Here is a 16,106-nt window from a genome sequence, read left to right as displayed (position 1 = left end):
CGAGCCGTTGCGGGCAGCTGGCTGCTGGCCCGGTGTGGGGTGACAGCGCGTCTGCATTGTTTTTATCGTAATCAGATTACGAATAACGTAATTTGCCCCGCGCTTGGCGTCAAGCTATAAAGGCCCGACTTGAAGAATCCGGAAGCCGATATCCATGACCAAAGCCAGCTCCCCCGCCGACAACGGCAAGCAGAAAGTCCGCTCGGCGGAGGTCGGCACCGACATCCTGAAGGCGCTTGCAGAGCTCTCTCCTTCCACTTCGCTGTCACGCCTGGCGGAACATGTGCAAATGCCGGCGAGCAAGGTGCACCGTTATCTGCAGGCGTTGATTGCCAGTGGCTTTGCGGAGCAGGACAGTGCCACCAACCATTACGGTTTGGGTCGCGAAGCATTGCGGGTGGGGTTGGCGGCGCTGGGCAGCATTGATGTGTTGAAGATTGCCGCCCTGCCGCTGTCGCAATTGCGCGATGAACTGAACGAGAGCTGCTTCATTGCCGTGTGGGGTAACCAGGGCGCGACCGTGGTCAGCATTGAACCGGCAGTGCGTGCGGTCACCGTGGTCACGCAAATCGGCTCGGTGCTACCGCTGCTTACCTCCTCTACCGGCCTGGTGTTCGCCGCCTACCTGCCCGAGCGCGAGACCGTGGAGTTGCGCGACCGCGAGCTGGCCGCCCTGCACCACAATGCAGAGGACTACCAGGCGGTATTGGCCGGCATTCGCGACCGTGGGCTGCACCATGTGCACGGCCTGCTGATGCCAGGTGTGGATGCGTTGTCGGCACCGGTGTTCAATGCCTTGGGGCAGGTGGTGGCCGTGATGACCGTGGTCGGGCCAACGTCGATTTTTCATGCCGACGAACATGGGCCGGCGGCGCAACGGCTGCTGGCAGCGGCCCGAGAGACCAGCTGGCGCATGGGCTATTCGCCGGCCGCGTGAGCGCCTGTAGCACTATTGCCCGATACGTAAAGGTGAATGTCATAAGCAGCTATTTTTCCTACAGGATCAAGCGCTTATTCTTAACTCACTGGCCGGCATGAAGGGCTCTTCCCCCCCGCCTTTCAGGCCTGCGAGGTTCACCGACGTAGATTTTGAAGCTCCTTGATCTAACGTCTCGATTGGCCGCTGTGGCTTGCAGCGGCCTTTTTTTTTGCCCAGAAAAACCTGCGCGCTCGACGGGCTCGCACGGCCCCGGTAGAGCGGCCTCGTGTAGCGAAAGGGCCGCAAAGCGGCCCTGACAGGTTTACTTGCGGGCCAACCCATCGGCCCGGAACATCTGCCGGATCCCGCGAATGGCCTGGCGAATGCGATCCTGGTTTTCGATCAGGGCAAAGCGCACATGGTCATCGCCATAGTCACCAAAGCCAATCCCCGGCGACACGCACACCTTGGCCTCGGCCAGCAGTTTCTTGGAAAACTCCAGCGACCCCAGGTGCGCATACTGCTCCGGAATCTTCGCCCAGACGTACATCGAGGCCTTGGGGTTCTCGACCATCCAGCCCAGTTCGTGCAGCCCCTTTACCAGCAGGTTGCGACGCTGGCGGTACTGCTCGGCGATGTCGCGCACGCACTGCTGGTCACCTTCCAGCGCAGCGATGGCAGCGACCTGCAGCGGGGTGAAGGTGCCGTAGTCGTGATAGCTCTTGATTCGCGCCAAGGCACTGACCAGCTCGGGATTACCGACCATGAAGCCGATCCGCCAGCCCGCCATGTTGTAGCTTTTGGACAAGGTGAAGAACTCCACCGCAATGTCCTTGGCGCCGGGCACCTGCATGATCGACGGGGCTTTCCAGCCGTCGTAGACGATGTCGGCGTAGGCCAGGTCGTGCACCACCAGCACGTTGTACTGCTTGGCCAACGCCACCACGCGCTCGAAGAAGTCCAGCTCCACGCATTGGGCAGTAGGGTTGGACGGGAAACCGAGGATCATCATCTTCGGCTTGGGGATCGACTCGCGGATCGCCCGCTCCAGCTCGTTGAAGAAGTCCACGCCCGGCACCAGCGGCACCGAACGCACCTGGGCACCGGCAATGACCGCACCGTAGATATGGATCGGATAGCTGGGGTTGGGCACCAGTACCGTGTCGCCCTGGTCGAGGGTGGCCAGCATCAGGTGCGCCAGGCCCTCTTTGGAGCCGATAGTGACGATGGCTTCGCTTTCCGGGTCGATGTCGACCTCGTAGCGTTCCTTGTACCAGTTGGAAATGGCCCGCCGCAGGCGCGGGATACCGCGAGAGGTGGAGTAGCCGTGAGTGTCTTCACGCTGGGCAACCTGCACCAGCTTCTCGACGATGTGCGGCGGGGTGGCGCCATCGGGGTTGCCCATGCTCAGGTCGATGATGTCCTCGCCACGGCGGCGGGCAGCCATCTTGAGTTCGGCAGTGATATTGAAGACGTAAGGGGGGAGACGATCAATGCGCGCAAAGCGGCGCGGCGAACCTGGGTTGGCCATGGCTTCCTCTGAGTACGTAAGCGCCCGGAACCGTCCGAGCGACGTTGGCCGATGTGGCGGCCTGGATCAGAAGATAGTGCCGAAACATGGTACCTGTAAAGGATAATTTCCTGTTTTGTTAGAATTTTTCAGATGTATTTTTTGAAAATTAAAGATTTATGTTTTCAGGGCCGGCCTCTTCGCGGGCAAGCCCGCGAAGAGGCCGCTACAGGAAAAACAAACATAAAAAAACCCGGCACAATGGCCGGGGTTTTTAGTGAAGCACTCGCGTCGATCAGCGTGCGTAGGTCATCAGCACGTCCGCAGCAGTCTGGCTGTCCACGCCCATCATCACGCTCAGGGCAGTGACGGTGAGGATGGAGAAGCCGAACACTTTACGGGCCCACTTGCTGTCGTCCTCGGCCTTGTAGCCGCCCCATGCCATGTACAGCCAGTAAAGGCCCATGGCTGCTGCCACGGCCAAGTAGCCGAGGCCGGCGTAACCGCCGAGGGTCAGCATCAAGGTGGCGAGCACGAAGGCCAGCACGTACAGCACGATCTGCTTCTTCGCCGCCAGGACGCCACGTGCCACCGGCAGGACCGGAATGTTGGCAGCGCTGTAATCCTTGAAGCGGAAGATAGCGATGGCAAAGCTGTGCGGCATCTGCCACAGGCTGAACATCACCAGCAGGGTCACTGCAGCCAGGTCGAAGCTGTTGCTCACGGCGCAGTAGCCTATCACCGGAGGCATGGCACCAGACAGGCTGCCGACCAAGGTGCCGTGCACCGATTTACGCTTCAGCCACAGGCTGTAGAAACCGACGTAGACGATGAAGCCGATCAGCGCACAGAACGCCGACAGCGGGTTGGCCTGGACATACAGCAGGCTGAAACCCGCCACCCCGAGCAGGGTGGCGTAGATCAGCGCGAGGGGCAGCGACATGCCGCCCTGCACCATGACGCGGTTCTTGGTGCGCTCCATCTTGTGGTCGATGTCACGGTCGATGCAGTTGTTGAACACGCATCCGGACGCCACCACCAGCGAAGTACCGATCACCACCGCCAGGAACAGGGCGAAATCCACATGGCCCTTCGAGGCAAGGAAGAAACCGCCTGCCACGGAAAGCACGTTACCGAAAATGATCCCCGGTTTGGTGATTTGGATAAAGTGCTTAACGGACATGCAGTCTTACCTCACTTGGCCAACATTTCGAAGTGGATGCTGAACATGATCCACAGCGACAGGCCGACAAGCAGAGCGATCACCAGGGTGGTGAACAGGAACGTCGATACGTTGTTACGTTGCTCTTTCGAGCGGTCCATGTGCAGGAAGTAAACCAGGTGAACAACTACCTGGATCACGGCCATGGCAACGATGATCAGAACGGTCAGGTTCTTCGGCAGGCTGGCGGTCATGGCCAGGCCGAACGGGATCGCGGTCAGGATGATCGACAGTACAAAGCCGATCATGTACGACTTGACGCTGCCGTGGTTACCTTCGTGATGAGTGTCGTGTGCGTTAGCCATTACAGAACTCCCAGCAGGTAAACGACGGTGAATACGCAGATCCAGACCACGTCCAGGAAGTGCCAGAACAGGCTCAGGCAGCTCATGCGGGTCTTGGCGGTCGGCGTGATGCCGTGCTTGTTGATCTGGTACATCATGATTGCCATCCAGATCAGACCAGCCGTCACGTGCAGACCGTGGGTACCTACCAGGGCGAAGAAGCCCGACAGGAAGCCACTGCGCTGCGGGCCGAAGCCTTCGCTGATCAGGTGATGGAATTCATAGATTTCCATCGCGATGAAGCCTGCACCGAACAGGAAGGTCACAGCCAACCAGCCCAGTACGCCTGCTTTCTTGCCATCGAACATCTTCAGCATGGCGAAGCCGAAGGTGATCGAGGACAGCAGCAGGAACAGCGTTTCAACAGCTACGAAATCGAGCTGGAAGATGTCATGACCCGACGGGCCGCCGGCAAAACTGCCGGACAGCACCGCGTAGGTAGCGAAGAGCGACGCAAACAGGATGCAGTCGGTCATCAGGTACAGCCAGAAGCCCAGTACGGTCATCTGGCCCGAGTCGTGGTGGTGGTCGTCATGCCCATGGTCGTGACCATGAGCAGCGCCGCCGTGCATTACTTGACTGGACATTGATTACACCCGCTCAAACGATTCGACACGTGCGCCGGCAGGCAGAGCACCTGCTTTGGCCAGCGCTTTCATACGCTCGCCTTCGATGCGCGCCACTTCTTCGGCTGGAACCATGTAGCCCTGGTCGTCACGTGCAGCGTGGCGAACGAAGACAGCGATGGTTGCAACCAGGCTTGCGCCAACCAGCCACCAGATGTGCCAGATGAAGGCAAAGCCGAAGACGGTCAGGAACAGGCCCATGAACAAACCGGTGGAGGTGTTGCTCGGCATGTGGATAGCGTCGAACTTGGTCGCTGGCTTGTAAGCCTTGCCGCTTTCCTTGGTTTCGTGCCATGCGTCCAGGCCAACCTGCTCAGGCATGTGAGCGAAGTTGTAGAACGGAGGTGGCGACGAAGTGGACCATTCCAGAGTACGGCCGCCCCATGGGTCGCCGGTCACGTCCAGGTTCTGGTTGCGATCGCGGATCGAAACGTAGAGCTGGATCAGCTGGCAAGCGATACCGAACAGGATCAGCACGGCGCCGACAACGGCTACGTACAGGTAGGGTTCCCACAGTGGGTTGTCGGAGTGGTTCAGACGACGGGTCATGCCCATGAAGCCCAGGGCGTACAGCGGCATGAACGCAACGTAGAAGCCCGACAGCCAGAACCAGAAGGCAGCTTTGCCCCACTTCTCGTTCAGGGTGAAGCCGAAGGCTTTCGGGAACCAGAAGGCGAAGCCGGCGATGTAGCCGAATACCGCGCCACCGATGATCACGTTGTGGAAGTGCGCAATAACGAACAGGCTGTTGTGCAGGACGAAGTCAGCACCTGGAACGGCCAGCAGTACGCCGGTCATGCCACCGATGGAGAAGGTGACCATGAAGCCCAGGGTCCAGAGCATCGGTGCGGTGAAGCGCACACGGCCTTGGTACATGGTGAACAACCAGTTGAACAGCTTCACACCGGTCGGAATGGAGATCAGCATCGTCGCCAGGCCGAAGAAGGTGTTGACGCTGGCGCCGGCACCCATGGTGAAGAAGTGGTGCAGCCATACCGCAAAGCCCAGGATGGCGATCGCGCCCGATGCGTAGATCATCGAGTGGTGGCCGAACAGGCGTTTGCCAGAGAACGTCGAGGTAACTTCCGAGAACACACCGAAGGCCGGCAGGATCAGGATGTAAACCTCAGGGTGACCCCACGCCCAGAACAGGTTGACGTACATCATCGGGTTCCCACCAAGCTCGTTGGTGAAAATGTGGAAGTCCAGATAACGGTCAACAGTCAGCAGCGCGAGTGCAGCAGTCAGGATCGGGAACGAAGCAACGATCAGTACGTTGGCCCAGGTGCAGGTCCAGGTGAAGATCGGCATGTCCATCAGCTTCATGCCAGGTGCGCGCATCTTCATCACGGTGACGAGGAAGTTCACGCCGGTAAGCGTCGTACCCAATCCGGATAGCTGTAGCGCCCAGATGTAGTAGTCAACGCCCACCCCAGGGCTGTACTGAATGCCAGCGAGCGGCGGATAGGCAACCCAGCCGGTCTTGGCGAATTCACCAACGCCCAGCGAGATGTTGACCAGCAGCACGCCTGCCAGCAGCAGGTAGAAGCTCAGGGAGTTCAGGAACGGGAAGGCAACGTCACGTGCACCGATCTGCAGAGGAACCGCCAGGTTCATCAGGCCGGTGAAGAACGGCATCGCCATGAAGATGATCATGATCACACCGTGAGCGGTGAAGATCTGGTCATAGTGTTCAGGCGGCAGGTAGCCTTCGGAGCCACCGGTTGCGGCAGCCAGCTGGGTACGCATCATGATGGCGTCGGCAAAGCCGCGCAGCAGCATGATCATCGCGACGATGATGTACATCACGCCGATCTTTTTGTGGTCGACAGTAGTCAGCCACTCGCTCCACAAGTAGGTCCACTTGCGGAAATAGGTGATAAGACCGACGACAGCGATACCGCCGAGCGCGATCATGGCAAGCGTCACCATGACTATCGGCTCGTGATAGGGTATCGCCTCCAGGCTTAGTTTACCGAACATCTCTTACTCCTCTGCACCGGCAGCTGGTTGCATACTCGATTCCACACCCTTGGTTGTGGCCAGGTCTTTGCTGCCTGCTTCTTCGTGGCTACGACCGCGGTTCATGCCTTCGTACTTGTCGACGATCAGCTGGAACTGCTCAGGCGAAGCCTCGCTGTACAGCGCGACTGGGTTGTTTTCGCTTGGTTTGGCCAAGGCGTCGTATTCGGCCTTGTCCAGCTTCTTCGGCGACTGCTTGACCTCGGCGACCCACTTGTCGAAGTCTTCCTGGGAGGTGGCAGTAGCCTTGAATTTCATGCCGGTGAAGCCAGCACCGCTATAGTTGGCGCTGATACCGTCGAACTCGCCGTTTTCGTTGGCGATCAGGTGCAGCTTGGTGGTCATGCCGGCCATGGCGTAGATCTGGCCGCCCAGGCCCGGGATGAAGAACGAGTTCATCACGGCGTCGGAAGTGACGCGGAAGTTGACCGGGGTGTTAGCCGGGAAGACGATCTTGTTGACCGTGGCAATGCCCTGCTCCGGGTAGATGAACAGCCACTTCCAGTCCAGCGCGACCACGTCGATCTGCACCGGCTTCACATCGGAATCCAGTGGACGGTATGGGTCCAGCTTGTGAGTGGAGTGGTAGGTGACGTAACCCAGGGCGATGATGATCAGGATCGGGATGATCCACACCGCGGCCTCGATCTTGGTCGAGTGCGACCAGTCAGGGGTGTAGGTGGCTGCCTTGTTGGAAGCACGGTACTTCCAGGCGAACACCAGGGTCATGATGATGACAGGGATTACCACCAGCAGCATCAGGCCGGTAGCGATCAGGATCAGGTTCTTTTGCTCAATGCCGACCTGGCCCTTCGGGTCGAGCAGGGTCCAGTTGCACCCACTGAGTAAAAGCATGCCTAAAAAGGGCAATATGCCAAACAGTCTGGGGTAACGCTTTTTACTCATCTCACGACCTCTAGATCAGCTTGCTTCAATGCAATTTGTGTTTTGGTAGCCAACACTTCGTCCTGCCAAGTGAGGCATTTCGCGCCCGTACTCGCTCCTGCCTGGGGTCCGACTGCAGGACCTTGGCTTCGAGCGTGTTAGCGGTGCTTATGGTTTCGTAGGCAACAGGCCTGTACTTCAGACCAAGTCCATTTGGTGCGGGAAAACGCGGAGGGGGGTCCGCCCGGTATCGCCGTTGGGCGAAACTTGACGAAGTCAGCAAAAAGGAGCGCTGGGGCTTCCTTCAATCCTGCGACTCGCAAGCAGTGCCGAACGGAAATTGGGGGCGATTGTAGTTAGGTCGCCAACCCTTGACTATGACTTATTGAGCAACAGTCTTTTACAGAATCTGTAACAATGATGCTCAATAATTCAACTTCGCGACAGTTTGTCGCACCCCGCTTGCCAGGCCTCAAAGCCGCATTCTAAAAGGCTTCGGGATTGATCCAGATCAAGCGGCGAGCAACTTTTCCCTCTTCTCATGCGGCGTAAAAGCCCCCATGGAATTCGGGACTTTTGTCTAAGCCTGGCGTCGGTTGCGATAGATACCGAGCGGAACCAGAATGGCGGTCAGCACAAACGCTACCAGTGCCCACTGCGCCAGTGACAAACCGAGGATCGGCGGGTACGGCGTGCTGCAGAAGCCGTCGACCTGGAACGCCAGCGGCCAGAGCTTGGCCAGTGGCAGGTCGTCCACGATCGGTTGCAGGGTGTCGATGCCACAACTGACCATGGGGTTGGCGAGTATATACACATGGTTGCCCGCCGCAATGATTCCGCCAATGGCACTGAGCACCACCAGCACCTCGAAGAAGGTCAGGCTACGGCGCCCGGGCATCGCGGCGGCGATGAACGCGAACACGGCAATGAACAGCAGCGCGTAACGCTGCAGGATGCACAGCGGGCACGGCGCCTCGCCCAGTACCACTTGCATATAGAGGGCGCCGCCGATCAGCGAGAGGCAGATCAGGCCCAACAGCACCAGAAAGCGCCGTTCCCGATTCAGGCGCGATGTTTGTTCGTTCATTGCCGGTTCCTTCGATGGATAGTGGCAGCGTGGTCCGCCTGCCTGGGCGCAAGTCTACACGCTGGGCATGGCCTGTGAGCATGCCGAGGGAGCGGCGCGGTAGCACTGCGCAGGGCTATCCGGTGAGGCTGAGACCGACCGCAACGGCGTCGGTTCAACGCCGGGCGGCAAAAAAGCGGCTGCCCGGGTGCCGCGCAGGGGCAAGCCCCTCGACACCCGGGAGTGAAGGATACCGTGATTAACGGAAGATTAATGATGAAAACGGCGAGCCCGGTTTCATCTTTCCTTATATATAGGCAGAAGGTGTGTACTGCCTGTACCGGCCTCTTCGCGGGCCTGCCCGCGAAGAGGCCGGTACAGGCGCTATATCATTCCAAGGCAGCCGCCGGCCCGAAGAACTCGTAACGGCTCTGCTGCTCCGGCACACCCAGCCCTTTCAACTGACGCTTCACCGCCGCCATGAACCCCTTGGGCCCAAGGAAGTAGGCATCCACATCACGCGCCTGCGGCAACCACTCGGCCAGCAGGTCTTCGCTCAACAGGCCCACAGCATCAGCCGCACCACCCTCCTCCGGCTCGGCATAGCAGTAGAAGCGCTTGAGCTGCGGGTGACGCGCCGCCAGGCCATCGACCCATTCACGGAAGGCATGCACCGCGCCGTTACGCGTACAGTGAATGAAATGCACCTCGCGCCGGGTTTGCAGCGCCGCCTGCAACATGGCCAGCGTCGGGGTAATACCCACGCCCCCGCTAATCAGCACCAGCGGCTTGTCGCTGGCCGCCAGGGTGAAGTCGCCCGCAGGCGGGAACAGTTGCAGGGTATCGCCCACCACCAGCTCATCGTGCAGGTAGTTGGACACCTTGCCGCCCACCTCGCGCTTGACGCTGATGCGGTACTCCCTGCCATCGCACAGCGCCGACAGCGAATAGTTGCGGCGCTGTTCAGCACCGTCGATGTCCAGCTTCAGGCCAATGTACTGGCCAGGCTCGGCCTTGAGCACCGGTTTACCATCCACCGGGGCAAAGTAGAACGAAACGATTTCGCTGCTTTCCTGCTCGCGGCGCACCAGGCTGAATTCGCGGGTACCACGCCAGCCGCCCTCGGTTTCTTCCTTCTGTTTATAGAGGCTTTCTTCAGCACCAATCAGGATGTCGGCCAGCTGGCCATAGGCCGCGCCCCAGGCCTCGATCACCTCAGGGGTAGCGATTTCCTTGCCCAGTACTTCCTCGATGGCGCGCAGCAGGCAGCTGCCGACGATCGGATAGTGCTCCGGCAGAATCTGCAGGGCAACGTGCTTGTTGATGATCTGCCCTACCAGTCCCCCCAGCTGCTCCAGTTGGTCAATGTGGCGCGCATACATGAGCACGCCGTTGGCCAAAGCACGTGGCTGGTCGCCACTGGCCTGGTGGGCTTGGTTGAACAGCGGGCGTACCTCGGGGTACTCGCTGAGCATCATCTTGTAGAAGTGGGTGGTCAGCGCTTCGCCGCCGCTTTCCAGCAGGGGTACAGTGGCCTTGATGATTGCACGTTGTTCGACATTGAGCATTGCGACAACTCCTGAGCCTGTGGCTTCAAATGACTGCGTTAGGTATTTCAGCAATCGTGCCAACTTTTATCGCCAGTAAAATCAAGGGGTTGAAGCCAATCATGTCAAAACGACCCACCTCGTCGTATAGTCATATCGACCCATAGGAGTCTTTATGACCGCAAAGCCATTGCTCACCACCCTGCTGCCCCTGGTCAGCGACCTCTCCCGCGACTTGCCCGACCAGGAGCGCTACCGCCGCTTGCTGCAAGCCATGCGCGGGCTACTGCCGTGCGATGCCGCCGCGCTGCTGCGCCTGGATGGTGAATGGCTGGTGCCGCTGGCGGTGGATGGCCTGAGCCCTGACACCTTGGGCCGACGCTTCCGGGTCAGCGAGCACCCGCGCTTCCAGATACTGCTCAGCCGCCCGGAGCCCACTCGTTTCGCCAGCGACTCCGAACTGCCCGACCCTTACGATGGCCTGGTCAACGCCCCCGATGCCGACCTGGAAGTGCACGACTGCATGGGTTGCCCGTTGATGGTTGATGAACGCCCCTGGGGCCTGGTCACCCTCGATGCCCTCACCCCCGGGCAGTTCCAGAGCCTGGAGCTGGATGCCCTGCAAGCCTTCGCCAGCCTGGCCGCCGCTACCGTTACCGTGGCCGAACGCATCGAGCACCTGGCCCTGCGCGCCGAAGACGAACACCTGCGGGCCGAAATCTACCGCCAGGCCAGCGGCCAGGATAAAGAGCTGATTGGCCAGAGCCCGGCGCATAAGCGCCTGGTGGAAGAAATCCGCCTGGTCGGCGGTAGCGACCTGACTGTTCTGATCACTGGCGAAACGGGCGTTGGCAAGGAACTGGTGGCCCAGGCCCTGCACCAGGCCAGCAACCGGGCCGACAAGCCACTGGTCAGCCTCAACTGCGCCGCCCTGCCCGATACCTTGGTGGAAAGCGAACTCTTCGGCCACGTACGCGGTGCCTTCACTGGCGCGCACGGCGAGCGCCGGGGCAAGTTCGAGCTGGCCAACGGCGGCACGTTGTTCCTCGACGAAGTGGGCGAACTGCCGCTAACGGTGCAAGCCAAACTGTTGCGTGTGCTGCAAAGCGGCCAACTGCAGCGCCTGGGCTCGGACCGCGAGCACCGTGTGGACGTGCGCCTGATCGCCGCCACCAACCGTGACCTGGCCGCAGAAGTACGCCATGGCAACTTCCGCGCCGACTTCTATCACCGCCTCAGTGTGTACCCGTTGCACGTACCGCCCTTACGCGAACGTGGGCGAGATGTGTTGTTATTAGCGGGCTACTTCCTCGAACAGAACCGTTCACGCCTGGGCCTGAACAGCCTGCGCCTGAGTAGCGAAGCCCAGGCCGCGCTGCTGACCTATGAGTGGCCAGGCAACGTGCGCGAGCTGGAGCACCTGATCGGCCGCTCGGCCCTCAAGGCACTGGGCCAGCGCCCCGACCGGCCACGCATTCTCACGCTTGAAGCCGTCGACCTGGACCTGCGCGCGGTGCTCGCAACCCCAAACGCCCTGCCCTCCCCCGCAGCCCCTGCCCAACTGGCACCATTGCCTGAAGGCGGCCTGCGCGAAGCGGTCGACCTCTACCAGCGCCAAGCGATCGAAGCCTGCCTGCAACGGCACCAGAATAATTGGGCGGCAGCGGCCCGCGAGCTGGGCCTGGACCGCGCAAACCTGAGCCGACTGGCCCGCCGGCTGGGGCTTCGCTGAGGCTCACCTTACAAAAGGATTAACCCAGAAAGCCATCTGGTTGCTTCCTGCCTGGCTGCTATATCTCCCTAACCACCCGAATTTCGACTGCCTGGTCGAGACTGCGCGGAATGGCCCGGCAAGGGCTCTGTGACGCAGGTTGTGGCTCGAACGGTTCGGGCCGGGGGATCCAGATACCAGCAGGGAGCATCCATGGACAACATCGTCGTCGCCGATAAGCAAACCGAAGTCGCCACTCAGAGCGCCTGGGGCAATATCAACCTCAAAGGGCCAGGCGTCGTGCAGATGCCGGTAGCCCCCGACAAGGTCGCCACTGTTACCCAACGTGGTCAAGACCTGATCATCACCCTGAAATCGGGTGAAAAGGTCACCATTGGCAACTTCTTCGCCGTGGACCAGGCCGGGGTCGGTAGCGACATCGTCTTCGTCGGTGAAGACGGCACCCTGTGGCACGCGCAATATGATGCAACGGCCTTCACCGGTTTCACCTTCGAAGATGTGAACTCGCTGGACGAACTGGTCGCGGGTATCGGCACCGCCGGTAGCGCCATGCCAACCTGGGCGATTGCCGGGCTCAGCCTGCTTGGCGTCGGTGGCGCTGCGGCGGCAGCCGACAACGGAGGCGGCGGTAGCAGCGGTGGCGGCTCGGACCCCGATACCACCGCACCGGCCACGCCCATCGACCTGCTGGTGTCGCCGGATGGCTTGCGCCTGACCGGCCGTGGTGAAGCAGGCACCACAGTGAGCATCCGTGATGCTGCCGGCAACCTGATCGGCAGCGGCACCGTGGGTGCCGACGGCACCTTCGACGTGACGTTGAACCCGCCGCAGATTAACAGCGAGAACCTTGAAGTCACCCTGACCGATGGTGCCGGCAACGTCTCGACGCCTGGCACAGTCACCGCCCCGGACGTGACTGCGCCGCTTGCACCTGCCGACCTTGCCATCAATGAACAGGGCACCACCCTCACCGGCCGTGCAGAACCCGGCGCTACGGTTTCGGTGCGGGGGGCCGACGGGGTGCTGCTGGGCTCAGCCGTGGCCGGTGCAGACGGCCAGTTCAGCATCACCCTGCAACCGCCACAGACCGAAGGCCAGGCTTTGGAGGTCAGCGCCAAGGACGCAGCCGGCAACACCTCACCTTCGGCCAGTATTTCAGCGCCAGACGTCGAGACACCTGATACGACCGCCCCAGACCAGCCCACCAACCTCGCCCTTGCCAGCGGCGTAACCCTCACTGGCCGCGGTGAACCAGGGGCCACCGTGCAGGTGCGCGATGCCGCTGGCAACATGATTGGCACAGGCTTGGTCGGTGCCGACGGGCTGTTCAGCGTCATGCTGTCGCCCGCCCAGGCCAACGGCGAAGCACTGGACATACGCCTGGTGGATGCTGCCGGCAACAGCTCGATCCCGCTTGAATTCACAGCACCCGACATCACCCCGCCAAGTGCAGTCAGCGACATCCTGGTCGGCAGTGGCGGCCTGGCGCTGAGCGGCCGAGGTGAACCGGGTGCCACCGTCGAAGTCCGCGATGCCAACGGCACCGTGATCGGTACCGGGGTGGTCGGGGCCAATGGCACCTTTCTCATCAACCTTGATCCGGCGGTACAACCGGGTGACCAGCTGAGCCTGGTACAGACCGACCCCAGCGGCAACGCCTCCGTTGCCCTCGAATACGATGTACCACTCACCACCGCGCCAGACAGCCCGAGCAACCTGGCCATCGATGCAGACGGCACTACCCTCACCGGTTCCGCCCCGGCGGGCACCCGAGTAGAAGTACACGATGCCAACGGCACGCTGATCGGCAGCGCCTTCGCCAATCCCGATGGCACTTTCAGCATCGAACTGAACCCGCCACAAGCCAACGGTGAACTGCTGGATGTCGTCGCCATCGATGACAGCGGCGTCTCTTCGCTGCCCGCACAGATCTCCGCGCCAGACATTACCGCGCCCGCCGCACCGACCGAACTGGCCGTCAGCGCCGACGGCACCGTGCTCACTGGCCGGGCCGAACCGGGCAGCACTGTGCGTATCGTTGCCGCTGACGGCACCGAACTGGGCACCGCCGTGGTTGGCCCTACCGGCGTGTTCAGCATCAACCTCAACCCGCCGCAGGTCGATGGCGAAGTACTGCAAGCCACCGCCACAGATGCGGCCGGCAACACATCCACAGCCAGCTCGGTCACCGCACCGGATATCGACGGTGTCGATACCACGCCACCCGCAGCGCCAACCGACCTGGTGATCGGCGTGGCCGGTAGCCAACTGAGTGGCCGTGGCGAAGCGGGCACCACCGTGCAGGTCCGTGACGCTGCCGGCAACCTGCTGGCGACCGGCACTGTTGGGCCGGATGGTACCTTTGTGGTGTCCTTGAGCCCTGCCGTGATCGACGGCAGTACCTTGCAAGTCACCCTGACCGATGCTGCCGGCAACGTATCGCCGTCGGGCGCGGTAACCTCTGCCGACCTGCTGCCTCCAGCTCAACCCACCGACCTGGCCTTGGCCGATGGCGTGACCTTCACCGGTCGCGGCGAGCCAGGCGCCACCGTACAGGTGCGTGATGCCGCTGGCACCCTCATTGGTACGGGTGTGGTAGGTGCCGATGGCCTGTTCAGCGTCACCCTTAACCCAGCCCAGGCCAATGGCGAAGCGCTGGACGTTCGGTTGGTGGACGCGGCCGGCAACACTTCTGCCCCGCTGCAGTTCGATGCCCCGGATATCACTGCGCCAGCCGCACCAACCGAACTGGCTGTCAGCGCCAACGGTAGCGTGATTACCGGCCGAGCCGAACCGGGCAGCACCGTGCGTATCGTTGCCGCTGACGGCACCGAACTGGGCACCGCCGTGGTTGGCCCTACCGGCGTGTTCAGCATCAACCTCAACCCGCCGCAGGTCGATGGCGAAGTATTGCAAGCCACCGCCACCGATGCGGCCGGCAACACATCCACAGCCAGCTCGGTCACCGCACCGGATATCGACGGTGTCGATACCACGCCACCCGCAGCGCCAACCGACCTGGTGATCGGCGTGGCCGGTAGCCAACTGAGTGGCCGTGGCGAAGCGGGCACCACCGTGCAGGTCCGTGACGCTGCCGGCAACCTGCTGGCGACCGGCACTGTTGGGCCGGATGGTACCTTTGTGGTGTCCTTGAGCCCTGCCGTGATCGACGGCAGCACCTTGCAAGTCACCCTGACCGATGCTGCCGGCAACGTATCGCCGTCGGGCTCGGTAACCTCTGCCGACCTGCTGCCTCCAGCTCAACCCACCGACCTGGCCTTGGCCGATGGCGTGACCTTCACCGGTCGCGGCGAGCCAGGCGCCACCGTGCAGGTGCGTGATGCCGCAGGCACTATCATTGGTACGGGCGTGGTCGGTGCCGATGGCCTGTTCAGCGTCACCCTTAACCCAGCCCAGGCCAACGGCGAAGCGCTGGACGTTCGTCTGGTGGACGCAGCTGGCAACACTTCCGCGCCGCTGCAGTTCGATGCCCCGGATATCACGCCTCCTGCCGCTGTCAGCGACATCGCAGTCGGCAGCAGCGGCCTGGTCCTGAGCGGGCGTGGCGAACCGGGGGCTACCGTCGAAGTCCGCGATGCCAACGGCACCGTGATCGGTACCGGGGTGGTCGGAGCCAATGGCACCTTCCTCATCAACCTTGATCCGGCGGTACAACCGGGTGACCAGCTGAGCCTGGTACAGACCGACCCCAGCGGCAACGCCTCCGTTGCCCTCGAATACGATGTACCACTCACCACCGCGCCAGACAGCCCGAGTAACCTGGTCATCGATGCAGACGGCACTACCCTCACCGGTTCCGCCCCGGCGGGCACCCGAGTAGAAGTACACGATGCCAACGGCATGCTGATCGGCAGCGCCATCGCCAATCCCGATGGCACTTTCAGCATCGAACTGAACCCGCCACAAGCCAACGGTGAACTGCTGGATGTCGTCGCCATCGATGACAGCGGCGTCTCTTCGCTGCCCGCACAGATCTCCGCGCCAGACATTACCGCGCCTGCCGCACCGACCGAACTGGCCGTCAGCGCCGACGGCACCGTGCTTACCGGCAGGGCCGAACCGGGCAGTACCGTGCGTATCGTTGCCGCCGACGGCACCGAACTGGGCACCGCCGTGGTCGGCCCGACCGGTGTGTTCAGCATCAACCTCAACCCGCCGCAAGTAGACGGCGAAGTGCTGCAGGCCACCGCCACCGATGCAGCAGGCAACATA

General features: G+C 61.6%; 11 protein-coding genes. 3 read left to right on the top strand and 8 right to left on the bottom strand.

Going from position 1 to position 16,106, the window contains the following annotated elements:
* Window positions 1-154 precede the first annotated feature (154 nt).
* Window positions 155-937 carry an IclR family transcriptional regulator gene (locus APH36_RS18335; protein ID WP_060499738.1) on the top strand — a complete coding sequence of 261 codons (783 nt, stop codon included), beginning with the start codon at window positions 155-157 and terminating at the stop codon, window positions 935-937.
* Between the two features lie 304 nt (window positions 938-1,241).
* On the opposite strand, the gene alaC is transcribed toward APH36_RS18335, so the two are convergent.
* The 8 genes from alaC to hmpA all read right to left on the bottom strand — a co-directional run bounded on the left by alaC (window position 1,242) and on the right by hmpA (window position 10,162).
* Window positions 1,242-2,450, bottom strand: a complete 1,209-nt coding sequence (alaC, locus tag APH36_RS18330; protein ID WP_060499737.1) for an alanine transaminase — start codon at window positions 2,448-2,450, stop codon at window positions 1,242-1,244.
* Between the two features lie 274 nt (window positions 2,451-2,724).
* Window positions 2,725-3,612: a heme o synthase gene (gene cyoE / locus APH36_RS18325; RefSeq protein ID WP_012270561.1), complete on the bottom strand. Its 888-nt coding sequence runs from the start codon at window positions 3,610-3,612 to the stop codon at window positions 2,725-2,727.
* A gap of 11 nt (window positions 3,613-3,623) precedes the next feature.
* A complete protein-coding gene (cyoD, locus tag APH36_RS18320) occupies window positions 3,624-3,956 on the bottom strand; it encodes a cytochrome o ubiquinol oxidase subunit IV (RefSeq protein WP_003248599.1) in 333 nt (110 codons plus the stop codon).
* Window positions 3,956-4,582 carry a cytochrome o ubiquinol oxidase subunit III gene (gene cyoC / locus APH36_RS18315; protein WP_012051225.1) on the bottom strand — a complete coding sequence of 209 codons (627 nt, stop codon included), beginning with the start codon at window positions 4,580-4,582 and terminating at the stop codon, window positions 3,956-3,958. Before cyoC ends, cyoD begins: the two co-directional genes overlap by 1 nt.
* Before the next feature lie 3 nt (window positions 4,583-4,585).
* Window positions 4,586-6,604, bottom strand: a complete 2,019-nt coding sequence (gene cyoB, locus APH36_RS18310; RefSeq protein ID WP_060499736.1) for a cytochrome o ubiquinol oxidase subunit I — start codon at window positions 6,602-6,604, stop codon at window positions 4,586-4,588.
* Between the two features lie 3 nt (window positions 6,605-6,607).
* On the bottom strand, window positions 6,608-7,549 hold the full coding sequence (gene cyoA, locus APH36_RS18305; RefSeq protein WP_060499735.1) for a ubiquinol oxidase subunit II: 942 nt from the start codon (window positions 7,547-7,549) through the stop codon (window positions 6,608-6,610).
* 559 nt (window positions 7,550-8,108) lie between these two features.
* Window positions 8,109-8,615 (bottom strand): disulfide bond formation protein B, encoded by a 507-nt coding sequence (locus APH36_RS18300; RefSeq protein ID WP_016713239.1) that lies wholly within the window; start codon window positions 8,613-8,615, stop codon window positions 8,109-8,111.
* A gap of 368 nt (window positions 8,616-8,983) precedes the next feature.
* Window positions 8,984-10,162 (bottom strand): NO-inducible flavohemoprotein, encoded by a 1,179-nt coding sequence (hmpA, locus tag APH36_RS18295; RefSeq protein WP_060499734.1) that lies wholly within the window; start codon window positions 10,160-10,162, stop codon window positions 8,984-8,986.
* A 154-nt stretch (window positions 10,163-10,316) separates the two neighbouring features.
* Here hmpA and norR point away from each other — a divergent pair, with 154 nt between their 5' ends.
* Window positions 10,317-11,873 carry a nitric oxide reductase transcriptional regulator NorR gene (gene norR, locus APH36_RS18290; RefSeq protein ID WP_060499733.1) on the top strand — a complete coding sequence of 519 codons (1,557 nt, stop codon included), beginning with the start codon at window positions 10,317-10,319 and terminating at the stop codon, window positions 11,871-11,873.
* Window positions 11,874-12,065: 192 nt separating this feature from the next.
* A partial coding sequence (locus tag APH36_RS18285; RefSeq protein WP_156342162.1) for an Ig-like domain-containing protein occupies window positions 12,066-16,106 on the top strand: 4,041 nt, incomplete at its 3' end.

Source organism: Pseudomonas sp. NBRC 111133, assembly GCF_001320605.1.
Taxonomy (GTDB): domain Bacteria; phylum Pseudomonadota; class Gammaproteobacteria; order Pseudomonadales; family Pseudomonadaceae; genus Aquipseudomonas; species Aquipseudomonas monteilii.
The sequence above is the reverse complement of the archived record's forward strand: the minus strand, read 5'-3'. Positions and strand labels throughout refer to the sequence as shown.